Here is a 17,934-nt window from a genome sequence, read left to right as displayed (position 1 = left end):
CAGGACACATTAATGAATAAAATCACGAGCAAATTGAACAAAAATAATTTTTCAACTCTTCGGTTTCGAAGAAGGTTGCTCTTTGTTTTATTACTCACATTAACCGTAAGCGCCCTCACAACTAACCTTACTCATAATTTATTTGAAAACGGCCTGAGCCTTCTCGAAGCCATTTATATATTTTTATCGACGATAGCTTTTCTTTGGATAAGTCAATCCTTCTGGACATCGGTTATAGGCTTTCTTTTTCGCCTGTTTTATTCCAACAAGGCAGCAGCTATTGTTAGTCCTCTTACCCAAGATCTAGATCCGACTTCTTCCCCCAAAGGTAAAACGGCAATTGTCATGCCCGCTTATAATGAAGATCCAGAGTTGGTGTTCTTGGGAATGGAGCAAACATTACGATCTGTGCTGGCCACAGGGCATGGTTCTTCTTTTGATTTCTTCATTTTAAGTGACACAACAGATACTAATATTACAGAAAAAGAAGAAACTCTCGCCCAAGAACTCAATCACCGTTATGGCCTACATGGAAAATTCCACTATCGCCGCAGAGAAATTAATACAGGACGAAAAGTAGGTAACATAAAAGATTTTTGTAACCGCTGGGGTTCGGATTATGACTATATGGTCGTTCTGGATGCTGATAGCATCATGTCTGGTACAACCATTCTCAACATGACCCGCATGATGGATAACAATACTGGAACAGGCCTTATTCAAGTTCTTCCTCGAGCAATGGGGCAAAAAACTCTTTTTGGTCGCTTAACCCAGTTCAATATTAGGTTGACAGGTGAGTTGTTCGCAACAGGCCTAAGTTATTGGACGATGAATGACGGCAATTATTGGGGGCACAATGCAATCCTCCGATTGGCCTCTTTTATTGAACACTGTGATCTTCCTACCCTGTCAGGAAAAGGGCCGTTGGCAGGAGAAATCCTCAGCCATGACTTTGTCGAAGCAGCCTTATTGCGTCGGGCTGATTTAAATGTATGGATCTATCCAGAAGGTAAAGGAAGCTATGAGCAAGTCCCAACCAATATTCTCGATCATATTGTAAGAGATCAAAGATGGTGCCAAGGAAACTTTCAACACATGCGCTTGCTTGGTACAAAAGGCTTAAAAACTGTCAGCCGAATTCACATGCTAATGGGCGCGATGAGTTATGCATCATCCTATCTTTGGATGATGCTCTTGCTCATGAGTGCATTTCTTGTAACTGAGCGTACCATGCCAATTAGCCCGGTGTTTCCACTACTTTATGACTGGTCTATATTTACGTCTTATACAGCATCACCGTTAAGTCTGTTCATTATTGTGATGAGCATGTTGTTTGCCCCCAAAATTTTTGCATTATTACTCGCCTACCGGGAAGCAAGCTCTTACGGTGGCTCAGTCAAACTGACCATAAGCTGTTTGATAGAGATCATATTCTCCGCGATTACAGCCCCCGTTTTAATGATATTCCATGTAAAGATAATCTCAGCACTATTGCTTGGAAAAACTGTAAAGTGGGATACTCAAATCCGGAATGGCCGCGCGATTCCTTGGGGAGAAGCCTTTAGACAACACCAAGCCCACTTAATCGCAGCTTTGGTTTTAGGCGTCGTATATTTTAACCAAGCACCTGAGCTACTACTTTGGCTAGCCCCAATCCTTACTGGGTTAATATTGGGGGCACCTTTGGCGATCGCTTTTGGACAGGAAAATATTGGCCTCTTTCTTCAACGCCATGGTTTGTTACTCATTCCTGAAGAAACGAGACCGCCAGAAGAGTTACCATTGATATTTACCAAATTCATACAACAGTCCACCGGCTTTGATGATACCAACCTAACTCAGAAAGCTGCGGAATAACTACGAACATGAGTAAAAAACATATGCTCACCAGTGTATTGGTAGGTTAGAATTTTGTTAATAAATTATCAGGCCTTAACTCCCGATGGCTCATTCTGTTTTAATCAATAGATCTTGGTAAATAAATCGTTGCATTAAGTCCCTGCACAGGCTGATTGATTAACTCAAAAGTTCCTTGATGCGATTCAATAACGCTGCTTACAATAGAGAGACCAAGGCCACTACCTCCGGTTTCTCTATTTCGGGATTTCTCAAGACGGTAAAAGGGCTTCAAGACATTCCCCATCTCGTCATCAGGAATCCCAGGCCCCCTATCGATCACTTCAATCAACGCCCGCGCTGGCTCTATCGTCAAACATACTTTGGCTTGAAAGCCATACTTGATTGCATTAGCAACTAGGTTTGTGATCGCTCGCTTCAAAGCCCTTGGACGTCCTTTCATAACTCCCTTTGTCAAACTATCCAAAGGCACAGATTTCTCCTGAGTGCTAAAAACAGTGCCCGTTGTTCGTAACGTTGGATACTGAATTGGCATAAAGGTCACCGGCATACCAACATCAGAGAAATCGTCACAAATAGATTGTACCAAGGAAACAATCTCAAAATACTCTTCTTCTTCAGCTTCAAGACCACCCTTGAGAAAGTCAATCGCATCTCGTGTCATTGCCAACATCAAATCAAGGTCAGCCAGGATCTTATTTTTAAGTTCTTCATCCTCAACAAATTCAGCCCGTAACCTCAACCTTGTTGCCGGAGTTCGTAGATCGTGAGAAATCGCAGTTAACATCCGCGTTCTTTCTTCAATCACTTCTACTTTCTCTTCTTGTTCAAGATTAAGCCGCTTTGCAATTTCGCGTGCTTCTTTTGGCCAAGAGCTTTGAGTGAAAGCCTCTTCTCCTATTACGGCGCCTTCAGCAAGAAACCGAAAAGGGCGTAAGATTTTTCGGGTTCCTAAAACATATAGAAATGCTGAGAAAATCATGCCCGATATCAAAATTAATAACCATTGAACTTCCGTGTACCGATCTCGCCAATACTTAGGGCTGGATACGATCAGTTCATCTCCATTTGGCATCGTTAGAAATAGTTTGGAGGATTTATCATGTCGGGCTACCGCTGAAACCAGAAACGTTAATCGTGCGGTTAGATCTTCAGGAGGATGATTTGTTTTTAATAACCTCGACCTGGGTTTGCCCCCATAAACAGTAAGTATAATTTTTGGTGTTCGCCATAAAATCGAAGCATTTGTCACGACCTTGGAACTTCCCAAAGATCCGATCAAACTTGTATCTGCAGGATTCACTTTATTTACGAGCTTGAATTGGACCGCATCTGCACGATTAAAATTCTCTGTCGCAAAAATTCGTCTCTCTTCAGGTACGTGAGAGAGTTCTTCATATACCCGCGCAATGACCGGTCCAATCCAAGTTGCCTCGGCAATTTCAGCACGACGATTGATAATTGCTCCAACGCCAATCGCGGCAAATGATGTCGCCAACAATCCACAGCAAAATCCAAAGACAAGAATACGTAAGCGTACTTTTTCAGGAAAATAGTTATTGAAAAGCAGATTTAAATATTTCACTTAAGTCCGACCTTTTACAGTGCTTATATCCACCTTCTCCGCAAAAATATATCCTTGGCCTCTTACTGTTTTGATCAGTTTGGGTTTATCATAATCACCTTCAAGTTTTTTGCGTAATCTACTAACCTGAATATCAATACTACGATCAAAGGCAATGGCTTCAACACCCCTCGTTGCATTAATCAAATCATCTCGGGTCATGACTTTTTGGGGATGTTCAAGAAAAGCCACAATCAATGCAAATTCACCTGATGAAAGATGTACCACAAATTTATCTGGTGACCGCAGTTCTCTTTTACCTTCGCTTAAAATCCAACCACAAAACTTAAAAGTCCTGTTCGAAATTTTTATTCCGTCATCCTCATCATCGGGCGTATTTCCAGATACACGGCGAAAAATAGCCTTCATACGTGCAAGTAACTCTCTTGGATTAAACGGTTTTTCGAGATAATCGTCCGCTCCAACTTCAAGCCCTACAATACGATCAGAATCACCCGTAACCGCTGTGAGCATTATTATTGGGACATCTGATTTTTCTCTTACAGATTTACACAGACTTAAGCCATCTTCGCCGGGTAGCATAATATCCAGGATAATTAAATCGATAGACCAACGTGCGAGTTCGCGACGCATTTCTTCACCACCACCAGCAACAGAGACTCTAAATCCTCGCTGGGTTAGAAAAATTGTGAGAAGCTCTCTGATCTCTCCATCGTCATCCACAATCAGGAGATGTTTCGCCTTTTCCATAGTTATCCCTGTAACATTTCGCGCGTGCGGCAACTCACTGAAAAATATATATTTATTATTCTTATTGTATCCGTTTGTAACAACAGACCAACTTTGCAATCTTCTGTTACCCTAAAAAGATCGCATATCTTGCCCGTAGGAGTTTAACTAAACCTATCGAAACCAAAGTACCCTGAACAGCTAACAATAATTTATGGGGTGCTGCCTGGTTCTTTGTCAACAACACACGGGGAGGAAATCGGGAATGAAGAAACTAACTCATAAACTTGCGGTAACGACCGCTCTTGTCAGTACACTTATTCTTGGCGCGGCCAACGTTCAAGCACAACCAACAGCAGAAGTGCTTCACTACTGGACATCCGGTGGCGAGGCTAAAGCTGTTAAAGCCCTAAAAGAAGATTTTGAAGCCAACGGTGGCAAATGGGTTGATGCTCCTGTTGCTGGCGGAGGTGGAGATGCACAAGCTGCCGTCTTACGTTCGCGTGTACTCTCTGGTAATCCACCTGCAGCAGTTCAAATCAAAGGTCCAAACATTCAAGAGTGGGCCGAAGCAGGCGCATTAGGTGATTTAACCCAACTTGGTAAACAAGAAGGGTGGGATAATGTCCTTCCACCTTTACTTCAGGATATTGTAAAACATGACGGAAAATACGTTGCAGTTCCTGTAAATATACACCGTGTAGACTGGATTTGGATCAATCCCGAAGCACTTGAGAAAGTTGGAGGCAAGCCTCCTCGTACTTGGGATGAATTCAATACCCTAGCTGATAAACTCCAAGCAGCAGGAATCATTCCACTCGCACATGGCGGGCAACCTTGGCAGGATGCAACCGTATTTGAAACCGTTGCGCTCGGCATCGGTGGTGCAGAATTTTTCAACAAAGCCTTTGTTGAACTAGATGCTGATACACTGAAATCCGACACTATGGTCAAAGTGTTTGACCAGATGCGCAAAATGCGCGGTTATGTCGATGCCGACTTCCCTGGACGTGACTGGAATTTGGCAACAAGTATGGTTATGCGTGGTGAAGCCGGGATGCAGATTATGGGTGATTGGGCAAAAGGCGAATTCATAGCAGCTGGTAAAAAACCAGGAAAAGACTTTCTTTGCATCCCAACACCATCCAATGGCGGTTATATATTAAACTCAGACAGTTTTGCCATGTTCAATGTTACAAACGAAGATGACAAAGCCGGGCAAACTCTTCTTGCAAGTCTTATCCTTGGCGAAAAATTCCAAGAAACTTTTAACCTCTTCAAAGGATCAATTCCTGCTCGCATGGGGGTTTCTCCTGACAAATTTGACGAATGTGCCGTCAAGTCCATGGTTGATCTTCAAGTTTCTTCAAAAGCTGGATCTCTTGTTGGCTCTGTCGCCCACGAAATCGCGGCTTCTGGTGCTGTGCGTGGCGCCGTACTTGACGTGGTAACCGAACATTTCAACTCTGACATGACTTCTGAAGCCGCTGTTGCGCGCCTGGCAGAATCTATAGAACTCGCCGAATAATCCTTCCGGCGATGGCGGTGCGTCTCCCAAGGAGCACCGCCACTTTTTCAAGGACGGGCACTTAATAAATATTGCTCGCAATTTAAGGCTTAATTCAAAGAAACACAGTTCTTGTTAAGCTTTATTTTTTTTACCTAGGGCACCAAATATCTTTGAAGATGTTTCGGTTTAAATGCTCTATAATAGATGACGAGCCTCATGACTCAGAAATCCATACCCGTTAAACAACCACTTCTAGATTGGTTGCGCCGGAACGTGGCAAAACTGGTGGTGGCACCAACCTTTGCATTGATGATATTTTTTGTTTACGGCTTTATCGCTTGGACAGGCTACATCTCTCTTACTAAGTCAAAGATGTTACCAACCTATTCTTTTGAGGGGTTTTACCAGTATATCCGTCTATGGAAAATGACCCCTTGGAACGTTGCCATGGAAAACCTGCTCATATTTGGCAGTCTTTTCATTCTCATCTCTATCGTCTTAGGGTGTCTCCTTGCAATTGCTCTCGACCAACGCGTACGTGCAGAAGGTTTTTTGCGTACAATCTACCTTTATCCAATGGCCATCTCCTTCATCATCACAGGTACAGCTTGGAAATGGATACTAAACCCCGGCCTCGGCATTCAAAACACTGTGCGGTCATGGGGTTGGGAAAGCTTTTCATTTGATTGGCTTATCAACAGTGAAATGGCTATCTATACACTCGTCATCGCAGCGGTATGGCAATCTTCCGGTTTTGTCATGGCCTTATTCTTGGCAGCCTTACGAGGCGTAGATAGTGAAATAATAAAAGCAGCTTATTTAGATGGCGCTTCTCTATCACGCATTTATCTCGTCATCATTCTCCCCACCTTACGCCCTGTGTTTTTGAGCTGTTTCTTTATCCTCACTCACTTGGCAGTAAAAAGCTTTGATCTTGTCGTGGCCCTAACCGGTGGCGGACCGGGATATAGTACAATATTACCTGCAAATTTCATGTACGAAATGACCTTTAGACGTAACCAAATTGGCCTTGGTGGTGCTTCAGCCATCATGATGCTCGCAACCGTTATGGCAATCGTCATCCCTTATCTCTATTCCGAATTAAGGGAGAGAAAACATGACTGATATTACTGCTCTGCCCGGCGGCAAGAGCCCTTGGCAGTCGGCTGCACGCTTTGGTCTCTATACACTTCTTTTGCTCTTTGCTGCTTATTACATACTGCCCCTGATTGTTGTTCTTTCCACGTCTATGAAAGATCTCGACGAAATCAGAAATGGAACTCTTCTATCCCTTCCTGCTGAAATTAATTTTGAAGCATGGGGCTATGCTTGGAATGAAGCTTGTATCGGAGTCAGTTGCACCGGATTAAAGCCCTATTTCTGGAATTCCGTAGCAATGACTATTCCTGCGGTAACAATTTCGACCTTACTTGGTGCTCTAACGGGTTATTCTCTGACAAAATTCAGATTCAGAGGTGCCAATTTAATTTTTGCGCTGATCCTCTTTGGCTGTTTTATCCCTTTCCAGGTTGTTCTCTTGCCTATGGCACAATCCTTAGGTTTTCTTGGAATAGCGAATACAGTACCAGGATTGGTACTGGTTCATATTGTTTACGGGCTTCCGTTCACGGTTCTGTTTTTTAGAAACTACTACGTCAATATTCCAGACGATCTTATAAAAGCAGCCACAATTGATGGCGCAGGCTTTTTCATGATTTTTTGGCGGATCATGTTGCCACTTTCCCCCCCTATCATTGTGGTGACAGTCATTTGGCAGTTCACCCAGATCTGGAATGACTTTCTATTTGGCGCATCCTTTACAACAGGTGGCGGACAGCCTGTCACTGTTGCTTTGAACAATCTTGTAAATACGACGACTGGCGTCAAACGATACAACGTTGATATGGCCGCGGCTCTGATTACCGCGGCGCCAACACTGGCAGTATATGTGCTGGCTGGTCGTTACTTCGTACGCGGTTTAACCGCTGGCTCAGTTAAAGGGTAAGGAGAAATATCCTCATGGCATCCCTATCCATTCAAAACGTCAAAAAATCATACGGTTCAGTAGAAGTCCTCAAGGGCATCGACCTCGACCTTGAAGATGGCGAATTCCTTGTTCTTCTCGGCCCATCAGGCTGTGGTAAGTCCACCTTGCTCAATATGATTGCAGGTTTGGACACCATTACGGGCGGTGAAATTCTTATCGATAAAACCGTTGTTAACGATGTTCATCCTAAAGACCGCGATATCGCAATGGTCTTCCAAAGCTACGCCCTTTATCCCAACATGTCTGTTGCCCGGAATATCGGATTTGGTCTTGAGATGCGTAAAGTGACCAAGGAAGAGCGTGAACGCCGAGTAGAAGAAGCTGCACGCATGCTTCAGATCGACCACCTCAGCGACAGGAAACCAGCTCAGTTATCAGGTGGTCAAAGACAGCGTGTCGCCATGGGCCGTGCTCTGGTTCGCGACCCTGAAATATTCCTCTTTGATGAGCCACTTTCCAACCTCGACGCTAAGCTTCGTGTTGAAATGCGCACCGAGATCAAGAAGCTTCATCAACGCCTTGGCACCACGATGGTCTATGTCACCCATGACCAAATCGAAGCCATGACCCTCGCCAGTCGCATTGCTATTCTCAAAGAAGGAGAAGTCCAGCAATTCGCAAGCCCACAAGAGGTTTATGAAAGACCGGCCAACATGTATGTCGCAGGATTTGTCGGCTCACCCCCCATGAATTTCGTACCCGCTGCGGTGGTAAGTGAAAATGATAAGATTGGTGTTTCAATTGAGAGAACTGCAAACGGAAGCCGAAGTTCCGTCTTTCTTCCCCTACCTGAGGATCGTCAAAACATCAGCGAATGGGTAGGAAGAGATGTATTCTTGGGTATTCGTCCTGAAACACTAACCCACCGTTCCGACGCAGAAATGTCTCTCAACACTAGATTACAAGCCTTTGATTGTCAGGTCGAAGTATTGGAACCTACAGGGGCCGATACTCTAACCTATATAGAGCTTGGCGGGCGGGAAGTCATCGCTAGGGTGAACCCTTATAATACCACCGAGCCTGGCCAAACCATGGCCTTTATGGTGGATATGGGTAAAGCTAGTCTCTTCGACCCCAAAACAGAAATGCGTATATAGGTGACAAATGGAACAGGGCTACAAGATCGAGAAAATTTGGATAGGTCCCGCTTTATTGGGGGAGTCTCCTCTGTGGGATCACCGTGAAAACTGCCTTTACTGGTTAGATATCGAAAACGCCCTGCTCTATCGGCAAAATGGGGATGGAAGCAATCAAGGTGCCATCTCCCTTCCGGCCCCCGCAGGATCAATTGCCCTGTGGCAAGAGGGAGGCCTTATCGCAGCTCTCGGTCAGGGACTCTCTCACATTGATACAAAAAGCGGGATCGTTACACCTCTTGTGCCCAGTCTCGAGATTGATCAATGCCTGATGAATGACGGTAAGGCTGATCGCGCCGGAAACTTTATATTTGGTGCAAAGCACTTGTTGGAAAGCAGTGCAATTGCCGGGTCGTGGCGATATCAAGCCGGTGAAATCATTCAGGGAAATCAAAAGTTCGTGGTCTTTAACGGCCCAGCTTTCAGCCCAAAAGGGGACCGGATTTATTTTGCGGACTCGCCCTCTCAAAAGATCATGACCGCGACCTATAGTCCAGACGACGGGATCACCAGCAGGCCAGAAATCTTTACCCAACTATCTGAGGATGACGGTTATCCTGATGGCATGACAGTCGATCAGGAAGGCTGCCTCTGGAATGCACAATGGGATGGTTGGGGCCTTACCCGCTATCGCCCCGACGGTACAGTAGAGCGGAAAATAGATATGCCCGTTAGACGACCAACGTCGTTATGTTTTGGTGGCGCCGATTTTAAAACTCTCTTTATCACCTCAGCATCGACGAGAATCACACCGGAAGAACTCGCACAAAACCCAGATGCAGGTGCCTTGTTCAAAATTGACCTCGATATCGCTGGCATCGCAGAAAATATTATTAACTCAATAAATTAAAGATCATAATTATGCTTTTGAAAAATAAAGTTGTTTTAATAACAGGATCAAGTAGTGGGATTGGCCGCGCCATTGCCCATGAAGCTCTGATCGAAGGTGCCAACGTTTTCCTTCATGGCTTGCGCGCACAACTTGTCGCCAACGCTATCGAGGAATTGAGTACAGAGTTTGGCCAAGAGCGGGTAAGCGGTTTGGCTGGCAATATTGCCGCCCCCGATTTCCCCCAACAACTTGTCGGAAAATGTGTCGATCATTTTGGCTCTTTGCACGGACTGGTTAACAATGCGGGCATTTCACCCCGGCATAGTATAGATAGTACGTCTGCCCAAGACTTTGATCATGTTATGGCCATCAATTTACGTGCTCCCATGTTGATGATCCAAGCGGCAATGAACAGCTTTCGAAATCAAGGCTATGGGAGCGTCGTCAACATCGGCTCTATCAATGCCCATTGTGGTCAGCCAGACTTGTTGATCTATTCCACGACCAAAGGGGGCTTGCAAACTCTTACCCGTAATTTGGGCGATGCGCTTGGCCCTGAAAAAATACGTGTAAACCAAATCAATGTTGGCTGGACCCTCACAGAGAATGAGCACAAACTGCAACTCGCAGAGGGCAACGCTGAAAACTGGTTACAAAAAGTCTCCCCTCTCTCAGCACCATCAGGAACAATATTAAAGCCCAAACAGGTGGCAAGCCACGTTATCTTCTGGGTATCGGATAAATCTGCGCCCGTAAGTGGAACCGTTTTTGAAGTCGAGCAATACCCCCTTATCGGTCGTAACCGTGTAACAGGAGGACAAAACAATTAACCTCTCCCCAAAACCTACCATCAGTAAATTAACCAGAGTACGCTAGATTGTAAAAATATGCGCAACGGTGCCCCAGAGTGTCTAGCATTCATTAGCTCATAGAAGGTGTCGTACACTGTTAATCGACCAGGTTTCTCTAAATTTTAATCCTTACTTTGTAACCTGGTAATTACGAACCAATGATAAGAAGGAGTACCATAACCCTAGAAGAAACGTTTTTGAACATCACTTATGTCCACCATAAAGTACATAAGTACATAATAATAAATATTATACTGGCTCATGAGATCTGTTCTGGATAGAATTATTGACTTGTTACGACATTACTTCTGCTTGCCTAAAACAGATAAGGATTAGATCACGTGATCTCTATAGGAATTATCGGCGAATGCATGATAGAGCTTTCACGTGCTGAGGGATATGCAGCCGAGCTTGATCTCTATAAAAAGCGGTACGGTGGTGATACTTACAACACCGCTTACTACCTTGCCCAGTGTAGTAAAATGAATATCGATCAGAATATAACTGTTAATTACATTACTGCATTGGGTGATGACGATGTTAGCAACCATATGATCACCACTTTTAGTAAAGCGGGCGTTAAAACGGATTTAATTGAACAGGTTCCCAAAGCCGTTCCAGGTCTTTATGCCATTCAAACGGATGATCAAGGAGAGCGTAGCTTCCTTTATTGGCGCTCAGAAGCACCTGTGCGAAAATTATTCCAAACGGAAGGGGCAGAACAATTAAAGTCCTCTCTTTTGAAACAGGATTGGTTATATTTTTCTGGTATAACCTTGGCGGTTCTTTATCCGGAAGGCCGCCATCAACTTTTTGAGCTTTGCAAAAAATTTCGCGCAAAAGGCGGGAAGGTTGCCTTTGACATAAACTATCGTCCGCGTCTTTGGGATAGCACCAAAATCGCACAAGAAGTGATCAATCAAGCTTATGACGTGTGTGACCTCGCTCTCCCTTCCTATGATGACGAAAAACTTTTATTTGATGTCACGACCCCAAGCCAGGCGATCGATCGGATACTCAGTTATGGGGCAGAAGAAATTGTTCTCAAAAATGGCTCCGATAGCATTACTGTTTATTCTTATGGGGTGTCTCAAGAAATCTCTGTTTCTCCTGCAAAGGAGGTTAAAGATACAACCTCGGCAGGCGACAGTTTCAACGCGGGTTACATTTACGCGAGGCTTATGAATAAACCCGTCACAGCAGCCACCGACATTGGCAGACAGTTGGCCAGTCAAGTCATTGGAAAAATCGGGGCGATTGTCCCAGTTACTTCTATTACTCTTTAAATAGCTCCCCCTTAACGGGCGCCACTTTAACTCCAAAGCAGAAACTCAAATTATGTCTCAAGAGCAAAATCAAAAATACCTCAACAATACGCTCGAACAAGCAGTTATCTTGCCGGTACTTGTTATTGAAAACGTTGAAGATGCAGTGCCCCTTGCCGAAGCCCTTCTTGCGGGGGGATGTAACTCTGTTGAAGTCACGCTTCGAAGTGCGGCAGCTCTCGGAGCATTAGAGAAAATCGCCAAGGCTCTTCCAGAACTTGCTCTTGGTGCCGGGACACTGCTCGAACCAGAGCAATTTAAGCAAATAAAAGATGCAGGCGCGCGCTACGCTCTCAGCCCGGGAACGACTAAAACTCTTGCTCAAGCCGCCGTTGAAGCAAATGTGCCATATGTTCCAGCCGCAGCAACGCCATCAGAAGTACTGGAACTCCGCGCGCTTGGTTTTAAGGTCCAAAAACTCTTTCCAGCCGGAGCCTCTGGCGGGATCGAAATGCTAAAATCTTTGGCCAGCCCCATTGCAGATGTTCGTTTTTGCCCCACAGGAGGTGTATCCACCTCCAACGTCAACGATTACCTAAATCAACCCAATGTAATTTGCGTTGGCGGCAGCTGGCTTGCTCCTAAAAATCTCGTCGCTGAAAAAAAATGGACCGCAATTAGCAAAATTGTTCGTGAGAGTTTGGCAGCCGTAAGTTAACAGCTGCCCCAATACAACTCCGTAAATCAGCCTGTCATCAAGGATAAGGCTCTGGCTTCGGCCTTTTCCGCTTTATCCAGCTGACCAAGCCCCTTATGCGCTCTGGCAACATACTGCCAATTTTGCACCGACGTCTTTTTCAAAGCACAGCGTTCATTTGCCAACGCGAGAGCGACGTTGAACCTTTTGGCCCGTAAAGCAGCTTCCAAAAGTGTCCAGCCAATAATATCTCGCTGGGCATGGCTCCCCCCCAGACGATGGGTCCGATAACGTACTGCCAACAATCGATCGACACAGGAACTGTATTCTTCGTTTTCAAAATCCTGCAATGCCAGACAGAAAGGGAGCCCGATTTCCCTGCTCATTGCGGTATTTGCATCTGTCGCATGATGAATATGGCGTTCGTTGGCGCTGAGCAATGTCTTGGCCGCGTCGGCACGTCCATCTGATACAAAGCTCATCATGGCATGGACATCGTTAAATGCATAGAGCGTGTCAGCTGCACTTGGCTCCCACTTATCAGCAAGAGAACTCCATCGATCCCCGACATCAATGCCAAGAAGTTTTAAACGCCAAAGTAAAGCCGCAGCATCCAGTTCTTCGTATTTATCAGCTGTTTGGTGAGGCGTTCTCAGACTGTTATCGTAAATATCAAAAACGCGATCCACCTGGCCGACATCCAAATGGAAAAGAGACAAGTGCCACCAGAGATGATTGGCAAAATGGCTTTTAGACCAACTCCCAGCTCTATCTCTCATAAAATTAATGCCACCAGCCTGACGTCCTTGCATCTCCATCACATGAGAAACAGCATGAACGGCATAGGGGTTGTCCGGTCTAATTGCCAAAGACATCCGCCCCAGTTCTTCTGCCTGGAGGTAATCTGCATTCTCTTCCAGCCCGAATGAATAAAAACCAAGCACGAATTCATACCCGGGAGTATCTTCAGCCCACAAAGCAAACACGCGCGCAACACAATCGCGTTGTCCAGCAATGTCCCCAAGAAGAACATCTGTAAGATGGATAAGTTGAAGAGCAAAAAGGTCAAATGGGTTTCTTGTCAGGATTTTTTCCCACTGTTGAACAGCGCCAAAGAAATCACCATCAATCCAAGCACGCACGGCTCGAATATGACCTCGTTCACGCTCATTGGCCTTACTCCAGAGAGCCTCTGCTGCTCCTAATGCAGAAACCATCCGATCATAGATCCGCGTCTCCAGTGTTTGGGTCAACCAAGCCGCTTTGAAGCAATGTCCCATAACAAAATCAGGGTGCTCTTTTAGAACTTTATTGATCATTCCGATAGGATCACCAGTGAAATCCATGGTGCAGATATGAGCCTGTTCCATGGCTTCGATAGCGCTGCGGTTATCGTAGGAAACGGATACGCCTCTACAATCTTTTAAGGCCATATTTTACTCTCTAGATACACTATTTTACACCAATAAAATTATACGTTGTTCAGTCTAATATTTTGCGATCAAAACGTTCCGCTGCTTTAGAAATCCAATGATCACTAATGCGATAATGATCAAAGAGATCAATCAAGTCCCCGCACTGACCAAAAGAGTTTATCCCAAGCGGCGCAACAGCATGGCCTCGTACTCCACCGACCCAAGCCAAGGCCGCAGGGTGACCGTCAATGACCGTCACAATTCGAGCATCCGATGCCAAAGGCTTTAGAAGATCTTCAATGTGAGCCGTTTTCCCCCCATCAGAGCCAATCAACCGCGCTCGCTCCAGGTCTTGCCATTCATTATAAAGTCGGTCAGTCGATGTCACGGACAAAAGTCCAATATCAGGTATTTTTGCCTTCAGATCATCAAAAGCTTTTAAAGCCTCTGGTGCAATAGCCCCGCTAAACACAATTATTTTACTTGTTCCAGAAGCAGGAGGAACGAGCCAGTAACCTCCCCTTACAATATCGTCTTTGGTTTTATCATCCAATGTCCGATTTGGCTGGTCGAGTTGACGCGTAGACAAGCGCAGATACACCGAACCGCCCTCGTCTTCATCTTGCATATGCGCAAAGCTCCAACCCATAATAACAGGAACTTCATCTGCAAAAGCTGGTTCAAATGAGGTCAAGCCGGGTTGCCCCATACCGATTAGAGGCGTCGATATCGATTGATGTGCACCACCTTCTGGCGCAAGTGTTATTCCCGACGGTGTCGCCACCAGCATAAACCGGGCATCCTGATAGCAAGCATAATTCAGGGCATCCAAACCACGGGAAATAAAAGGATCATACAAGGTACCAATTGGCAATAACCGCTCACCAAAGAGAGAACCCGCAAGTCCAAGAGCCGCCAAATTCAAAAACAGATTGTTTTCAGCAATGCCAAGCTCAACATGCTGACCTTTTGGGTGTCGATCCCACTTTTGCATGGAAGGAACCTTATTGGCCCGAAAAGCATCATCTTTACGTTCGCGGCCAAACAATCCTTGATGATTAACCCAACCGCCTAGATTGGTCGAAACAGTTACATCAGGTGATGTGGTAACGATCCTGTCGGCAAGATCACCACCCGCTTTCGCCAAATCATTTAAAATGCGCCCAAAGGTTTCCTGAGTTGATGCCTTATCCGTCTCGGTGAAAGGCAGTTCTTCTGGCAGTACTACTTTGCGGGCATGTTTGTGTCCTGCCCCATCACTGACAAGAGAAGCATCCTCAATAATCTGCTTAATTTCTTCCAGATCACCTTTTAGGCCAGCAAAATGCGACCACTCATCACCTTCTGGAACGTCACAACTCTTCTGGAACTCTGCAAACTGTTGCGAGTTCATAAGACCAGCGTGATTATCCTTGTGCCCTTGGAGCGGCAGACCGTATCCCTTTACAGTGTAACAAACAAAAGTCGTTGGCTTGTCATCAGGTACAGATGCAAAGGCTTCGATCAGTGTTTCCATACAGTGACCACCAAGATTGGTCATCAGCTTTTGAAGATCATCGTCCCCATAGTTTTCAATCAGCTCAAGAAGTGCCGCATTATCCGGTTGATCTTCTCTTATCTTCTTGCGCCAAGCAGCCGCTCCCTGAAAGGTCAAAGCGGAATAGATATCGTTTGGACAAGAATTAATCCAGCGACGCAAAGATGATCCGCCGGGCTTTGCAAAAGCAGCACGCTGTAGCTTCCCGTACTTTACAGTTATAACATTCCAACCAACTGCCCTGAAAAACCGCCCGATAATTCTGAAAAGATCTTCATTGACCGGTCCGTCTAAACTTTGACGATTATAGTCAATAATCCACCAAACATTCCGAATGTCATGTTTCCAAGTATCAAGTAAAGCCTCATAGATATTACCTTCATCCAGTTCGGCATCCCCCACCAAGGCAATCATGCGTCCAGGATCTTCTTCACTTGAAATAATATCTTTATGGCGCAAATAATCCTGAGTGAGTGCAGCAAAATTGGTTACCGCAGCACCCAACCCAACAGAGCCCGTTGAGAAATCTATCATTGAGCCATCTTTAGTGCGCGACGGATAGGATTGCGCGCCCCCAAAGGCCCGAAAACCAGCAAGCTTTTCCTTTGTTTGATTTCCCAAAAGGTATTGAATAGCATGCAGGACAGGACTTGCGTGAGGTTTTACCGCAACCCGGTCTTGAGCGCGGAGTTCGTGCATGTAAAGTGCCGTCATGATGGTCGTAATAGAGGCACAACTCGCCTGATGCCCCCCGACTTTCAGACCGTCTCGACTTTCACGAAGGTGGTTCGCATGGTGGATTGTCCAGGTCGCAAGCCAGCGCACTTTGTCTTCAATTTCCAACAACGCACGCGTATGCTCGTTTTCACCATCCCACGCATTATCGTACCTTACATTTTCCGCTAACTTTGCTTGCATGAACTCGTCCCCGTAAAAACCGCTTTAATTTTGATTTATTGCCCTGCCCTCAAAAAATTTTATATTCTTGAGGGCAGGTATTTTTAATTACGCGCTTTTAGACATCACTCTAATATTGCTTCCACTACCTGCGATACCCAAAGCCTGTTCCAGATCAGAAAGAATATCTTCTTCCTCTTCCAGACCAACGGAAAGACGCACCAAACTATCGGTGATATCGTATTTCGCACGCTCTTCTTCGGTGTAGGTTGAGTGTGTCATTGTTGCTGGATGCTGAATGAGTGTTTCTGCATCACCAAGGCTAACAGCACGGACAATCATCTGACAGGCGTCGATAAAGTTACGCCCCATATCCAGACCGCCCTTGAGTTCCAACGCAATCATGCCGCCAAAATCTGACATTTGCTTTTTAGCAACATCGTAGTACTCAAAACTCTTAAGACCCGGGTAGTATACTTTGCTAACCAAACTGTGACTTTCAAGGTAACGTGCGACTGCTAAACCTGATTTACAATGGCGATCCATACGTAAGTTCAAGGTCTTTAAACCACGTAAAATGAGGTTTGCATCTTGTGCTGAAAGCACGGCCCCCGTCATGTCCTTTAAACCAATAAGGCGAATATCGTGCATGAGTTCTGCTGAGCCAACAACAACACCCGCCATTAAATCACCATGTCCGCCAAGATATTTGGTCGCAGAATGCACGACGAGATCAGCACCAAGTTCCAAAGGGCGTTGCAGATAAGGACTGCAATAGGTGTTATCAACAACAACCGTGGCGCCTTTACTGTGTGCTACTTCTGAAATAGCTGCGATATCCACCACACGCATATTTGGATTTGCAGGAGTTTCAAAATATACGATACGGGTCTTATCACTAATAACTTCTGCCAATTTAGCAGGATCGGTTAGATCAACATGCCGGATTTTCACACCAAAACGTTCAAGGCCATGATTAAAGAAAGTGAACGTGCAGCCATAGAGTGTTCGATCAACAATGATCTCGTCACCGGGATTAACCAATGTCCAGAAAACGGAGGTTATCGCGCCCATACCAGATGAGGTGACCAACGCTGCTTCGCCACCTTCTAGAATTGCCATCCGCTCTTCGAGTAATCCAAGTGTTGGGTTAGAAATCCGGCTATAGATATACCCACCTTCTTCTTCTTGAAAACGACGTCCACCTTGAGCCGCGGAATCAAAAGCAAATGTTGACGACATATAAACAGGTGGATTTAAGGCCCCTTGGTGATCCAACGGATTATAACCATGGTGAATAGCGCGCGTTGCAAAGCCTTTTTTACCTGTGACATCAGACATTTAATTATTCTCCCAGAATAAGAACTTTGTTATATGTTATGTTTCACCTTCACAATAGCAACAGTTGTGCCAATTAAATTTCACAATAATTTCAATTACTTAGAATAACTAAGACAAAATATGTGTAAGATTTTATTTACAAAAATAAACTCACGTAAACGCGTACCCTTATTTTCTATTGATTTCAGTAGAATAACATGGTGTAAATATATTCTTACGTAAGGATTATTTTACA

At 45.1% G+C, this 17,934-nt stretch carries 14 protein-coding genes; 9 read left to right on the top strand and 5 right to left on the bottom strand.

The annotated features are described in order from the left end of the window. Window positions 1–12: 12 nt before the first annotated feature. Window positions 13–1,857 carry a glucans biosynthesis glucosyltransferase MdoH gene (gene mdoH, locus ACFSKO_RS06640; RefSeq protein WP_380249726.1) on the top strand — a complete coding sequence of 615 codons (1,845 nt, stop codon included), beginning with the start codon at window positions 13–15 and terminating at the stop codon, window positions 1,855–1,857. Window positions 1,858–1,957: 100 nt separating this feature from the next. Here the strand turns inward: mdoH and ACFSKO_RS06635 are convergent, their stop codons facing one another. Continuing rightward, window positions 1,958–3,442: a sensor histidine kinase gene (locus ACFSKO_RS06635; protein WP_380249724.1), complete on the bottom strand. Its 1,485-nt coding sequence runs from the start codon at window positions 3,440–3,442 to the stop codon at window positions 1,958–1,960. Beyond that, window positions 3,443–4,192 (bottom strand): response regulator, encoded by a 750-nt coding sequence (locus ACFSKO_RS06630; RefSeq protein ID WP_380249723.1) that lies wholly within the window; start codon window positions 4,190–4,192, stop codon window positions 3,443–3,445. A gap of 244 nt (window positions 4,193–4,436) precedes the next feature. On the opposite strand from ACFSKO_RS06630, the gene ACFSKO_RS06625 reads away from it, so the two are divergent. The 8 genes from ACFSKO_RS06625 to eda all read left to right on the top strand — a co-directional run bounded on the left by ACFSKO_RS06625 (window position 4,437) and on the right by eda (window position 12,530). Next, complete coding sequence (locus ACFSKO_RS06625) at window positions 4,437–5,699, top strand: ABC transporter substrate-binding protein (protein WP_380249722.1); 1,263 nt, start codon at window positions 4,437–4,439, stop codon at window positions 5,697–5,699. A 198-nt stretch (window positions 5,700–5,897) separates the two neighbouring features. Beyond that, window positions 5,898–6,806 carry a carbohydrate ABC transporter permease gene (locus tag ACFSKO_RS06620; protein WP_380249720.1) on the top strand — a complete coding sequence of 303 codons (909 nt, stop codon included), beginning with the start codon at window positions 5,898–5,900 and terminating at the stop codon, window positions 6,804–6,806. Continuing rightward, window positions 6,799–7,686, top strand: a complete 888-nt coding sequence (locus tag ACFSKO_RS06615) for a carbohydrate ABC transporter permease (protein WP_380249718.1) — start codon at window positions 6,799–6,801, stop codon at window positions 7,684–7,686. Before ACFSKO_RS06620 ends, ACFSKO_RS06615 begins: the two co-directional genes overlap by 8 nt. Before the next feature lie 14 nt (window positions 7,687–7,700). Next, window positions 7,701–8,825 carry an ABC transporter ATP-binding protein gene (locus ACFSKO_RS06610; RefSeq protein WP_380249716.1) on the top strand — a complete coding sequence of 375 codons (1,125 nt, stop codon included), beginning with the start codon at window positions 7,701–7,703 and terminating at the stop codon, window positions 8,823–8,825. A gap of 7 nt (window positions 8,826–8,832) precedes the next feature. After that, a complete protein-coding gene (locus ACFSKO_RS06605; protein ID WP_380249714.1) occupies window positions 8,833–9,714 on the top strand; it encodes an SMP-30/gluconolactonase/LRE family protein in 882 nt (293 codons plus the stop codon). A gap of 11 nt (window positions 9,715–9,725) precedes the next feature. Then, the gene (locus ACFSKO_RS06600; RefSeq protein WP_380249712.1) at window positions 9,726–10,526 is read left to right on the top strand and encodes an SDR family NAD(P)-dependent oxidoreductase; all 801 of its coding nucleotides are present in this window, start codon (window positions 9,726–9,728) and stop codon (window positions 10,524–10,526) included. A 362-nt stretch (window positions 10,527–10,888) separates the two neighbouring features. Next, on the top strand, window positions 10,889–11,833 hold the full coding sequence (locus ACFSKO_RS06595; protein ID WP_380249710.1) for a sugar kinase: 945 nt from the start codon (window positions 10,889–10,891) through the stop codon (window positions 11,831–11,833). Between the two features lie 52 nt (window positions 11,834–11,885). Then, window positions 11,886–12,530 carry a bifunctional 4-hydroxy-2-oxoglutarate aldolase/2-dehydro-3-deoxy-phosphogluconate aldolase gene (gene eda, locus ACFSKO_RS06590; RefSeq protein WP_380249709.1) on the top strand — a complete coding sequence of 215 codons (645 nt, stop codon included), beginning with the start codon at window positions 11,886–11,888 and terminating at the stop codon, window positions 12,528–12,530. Between the two features lie 26 nt (window positions 12,531–12,556). On the opposite strand, the gene ACFSKO_RS06585 is transcribed toward eda, so the two are convergent. The 3 genes from ACFSKO_RS06585 to ACFSKO_RS06575 all read right to left on the bottom strand — a co-directional run bounded on the left by ACFSKO_RS06585 (window position 12,557) and on the right by ACFSKO_RS06575 (window position 17,699). Then, window positions 12,557–13,942: a tetratricopeptide repeat protein gene (locus tag ACFSKO_RS06585; RefSeq protein ID WP_380249707.1), complete on the bottom strand. Its 1,386-nt coding sequence runs from the start codon at window positions 13,940–13,942 to the stop codon at window positions 12,557–12,559. 49 nt (window positions 13,943–13,991) lie between these two features. Continuing rightward, complete coding sequence (locus ACFSKO_RS06580) at window positions 13,992–16,379, bottom strand: transketolase (RefSeq protein WP_380249705.1); 2,388 nt, start codon at window positions 16,377–16,379, stop codon at window positions 13,992–13,994. Between the two features lie 87 nt (window positions 16,380–16,466). Next, on the bottom strand, window positions 16,467–17,699 hold the full coding sequence (locus tag ACFSKO_RS06575) for a methionine gamma-lyase (protein WP_380249703.1): 1,233 nt from the start codon (window positions 17,697–17,699) through the stop codon (window positions 16,467–16,469). Window positions 17,700–17,934 lie beyond the last annotated feature (235 nt).

Origin of the sequence: Kiloniella antarctica (genome assembly GCF_042682825.1) — a bacterium.
GTDB lineage: Bacteria > Pseudomonadota > Alphaproteobacteria > Kiloniellales > Kiloniellaceae > Kiloniella > Kiloniella antarctica.
Note: the sequence above shows the minus strand (reverse complement) of the source record. Positions and strands in the feature narration are given on the sequence as shown.

Bases quoted from the DNA above. Each gene is read 5' to 3' on its own strand.
- mdoH (WP_380249726.1), top strand. From the start codon at position 13: ATGAATAAAATCACGAGCAAATTGAACAAAAATAATTTTTCAACTCTT.
- ACFSKO_RS06630 (WP_380249723.1), bottom strand. From the start codon at position 4,192: ATGGAAAAGGCGAAACATCTCCTGATTGTGGATGACGATGGAGAGATC.
- ACFSKO_RS06625 (WP_380249722.1), top strand. From the start codon at position 4,437: ATGAAGAAACTAACTCATAAACTTGCGGTAACGACCGCTCTTGTCAGT.
- ACFSKO_RS06620 (WP_380249720.1), top strand. From the start codon at position 5,898: ATGACTCAGAAATCCATACCCGTTAAACAACCACTTCTAGATTGGTTG.
- ACFSKO_RS06615 (WP_380249718.1), top strand. From the start codon at position 6,799: ATGACTGATATTACTGCTCTGCCCGGCGGCAAGAGCCCTTGGCAGTCG.
- ACFSKO_RS06610 (WP_380249716.1), top strand. From the start codon at position 7,701: ATGGCATCCCTATCCATTCAAAACGTCAAAAAATCATACGGTTCAGTA.
- ACFSKO_RS06605 (WP_380249714.1), top strand. From the start codon at position 8,833: ATGGAACAGGGCTACAAGATCGAGAAAATTTGGATAGGTCCCGCTTTA.
- ACFSKO_RS06600 (WP_380249712.1), top strand. From the start codon at position 9,726: ATGCTTTTGAAAAATAAAGTTGTTTTAATAACAGGATCAAGTAGTGGG.
- eda (WP_380249709.1), top strand. From the start codon at position 11,886: ATGTCTCAAGAGCAAAATCAAAAATACCTCAACAATACGCTCGAACAA.
- ACFSKO_RS06585 (WP_380249707.1), bottom strand. From the start codon at position 13,942: ATGGCCTTAAAAGATTGTAGAGGCGTATCCGTTTCCTACGATAACCGC.
- ACFSKO_RS06580 (WP_380249705.1), bottom strand. From the start codon at position 16,379: ATGCAAGCAAAGTTAGCGGAAAATGTAAGGTACGATAATGCGTGGGAT.
- ACFSKO_RS06575 (WP_380249703.1), bottom strand. From the start codon at position 17,699: ATGTCTGATGTCACAGGTAAAAAAGGCTTTGCAACGCGCGCTATTCAC.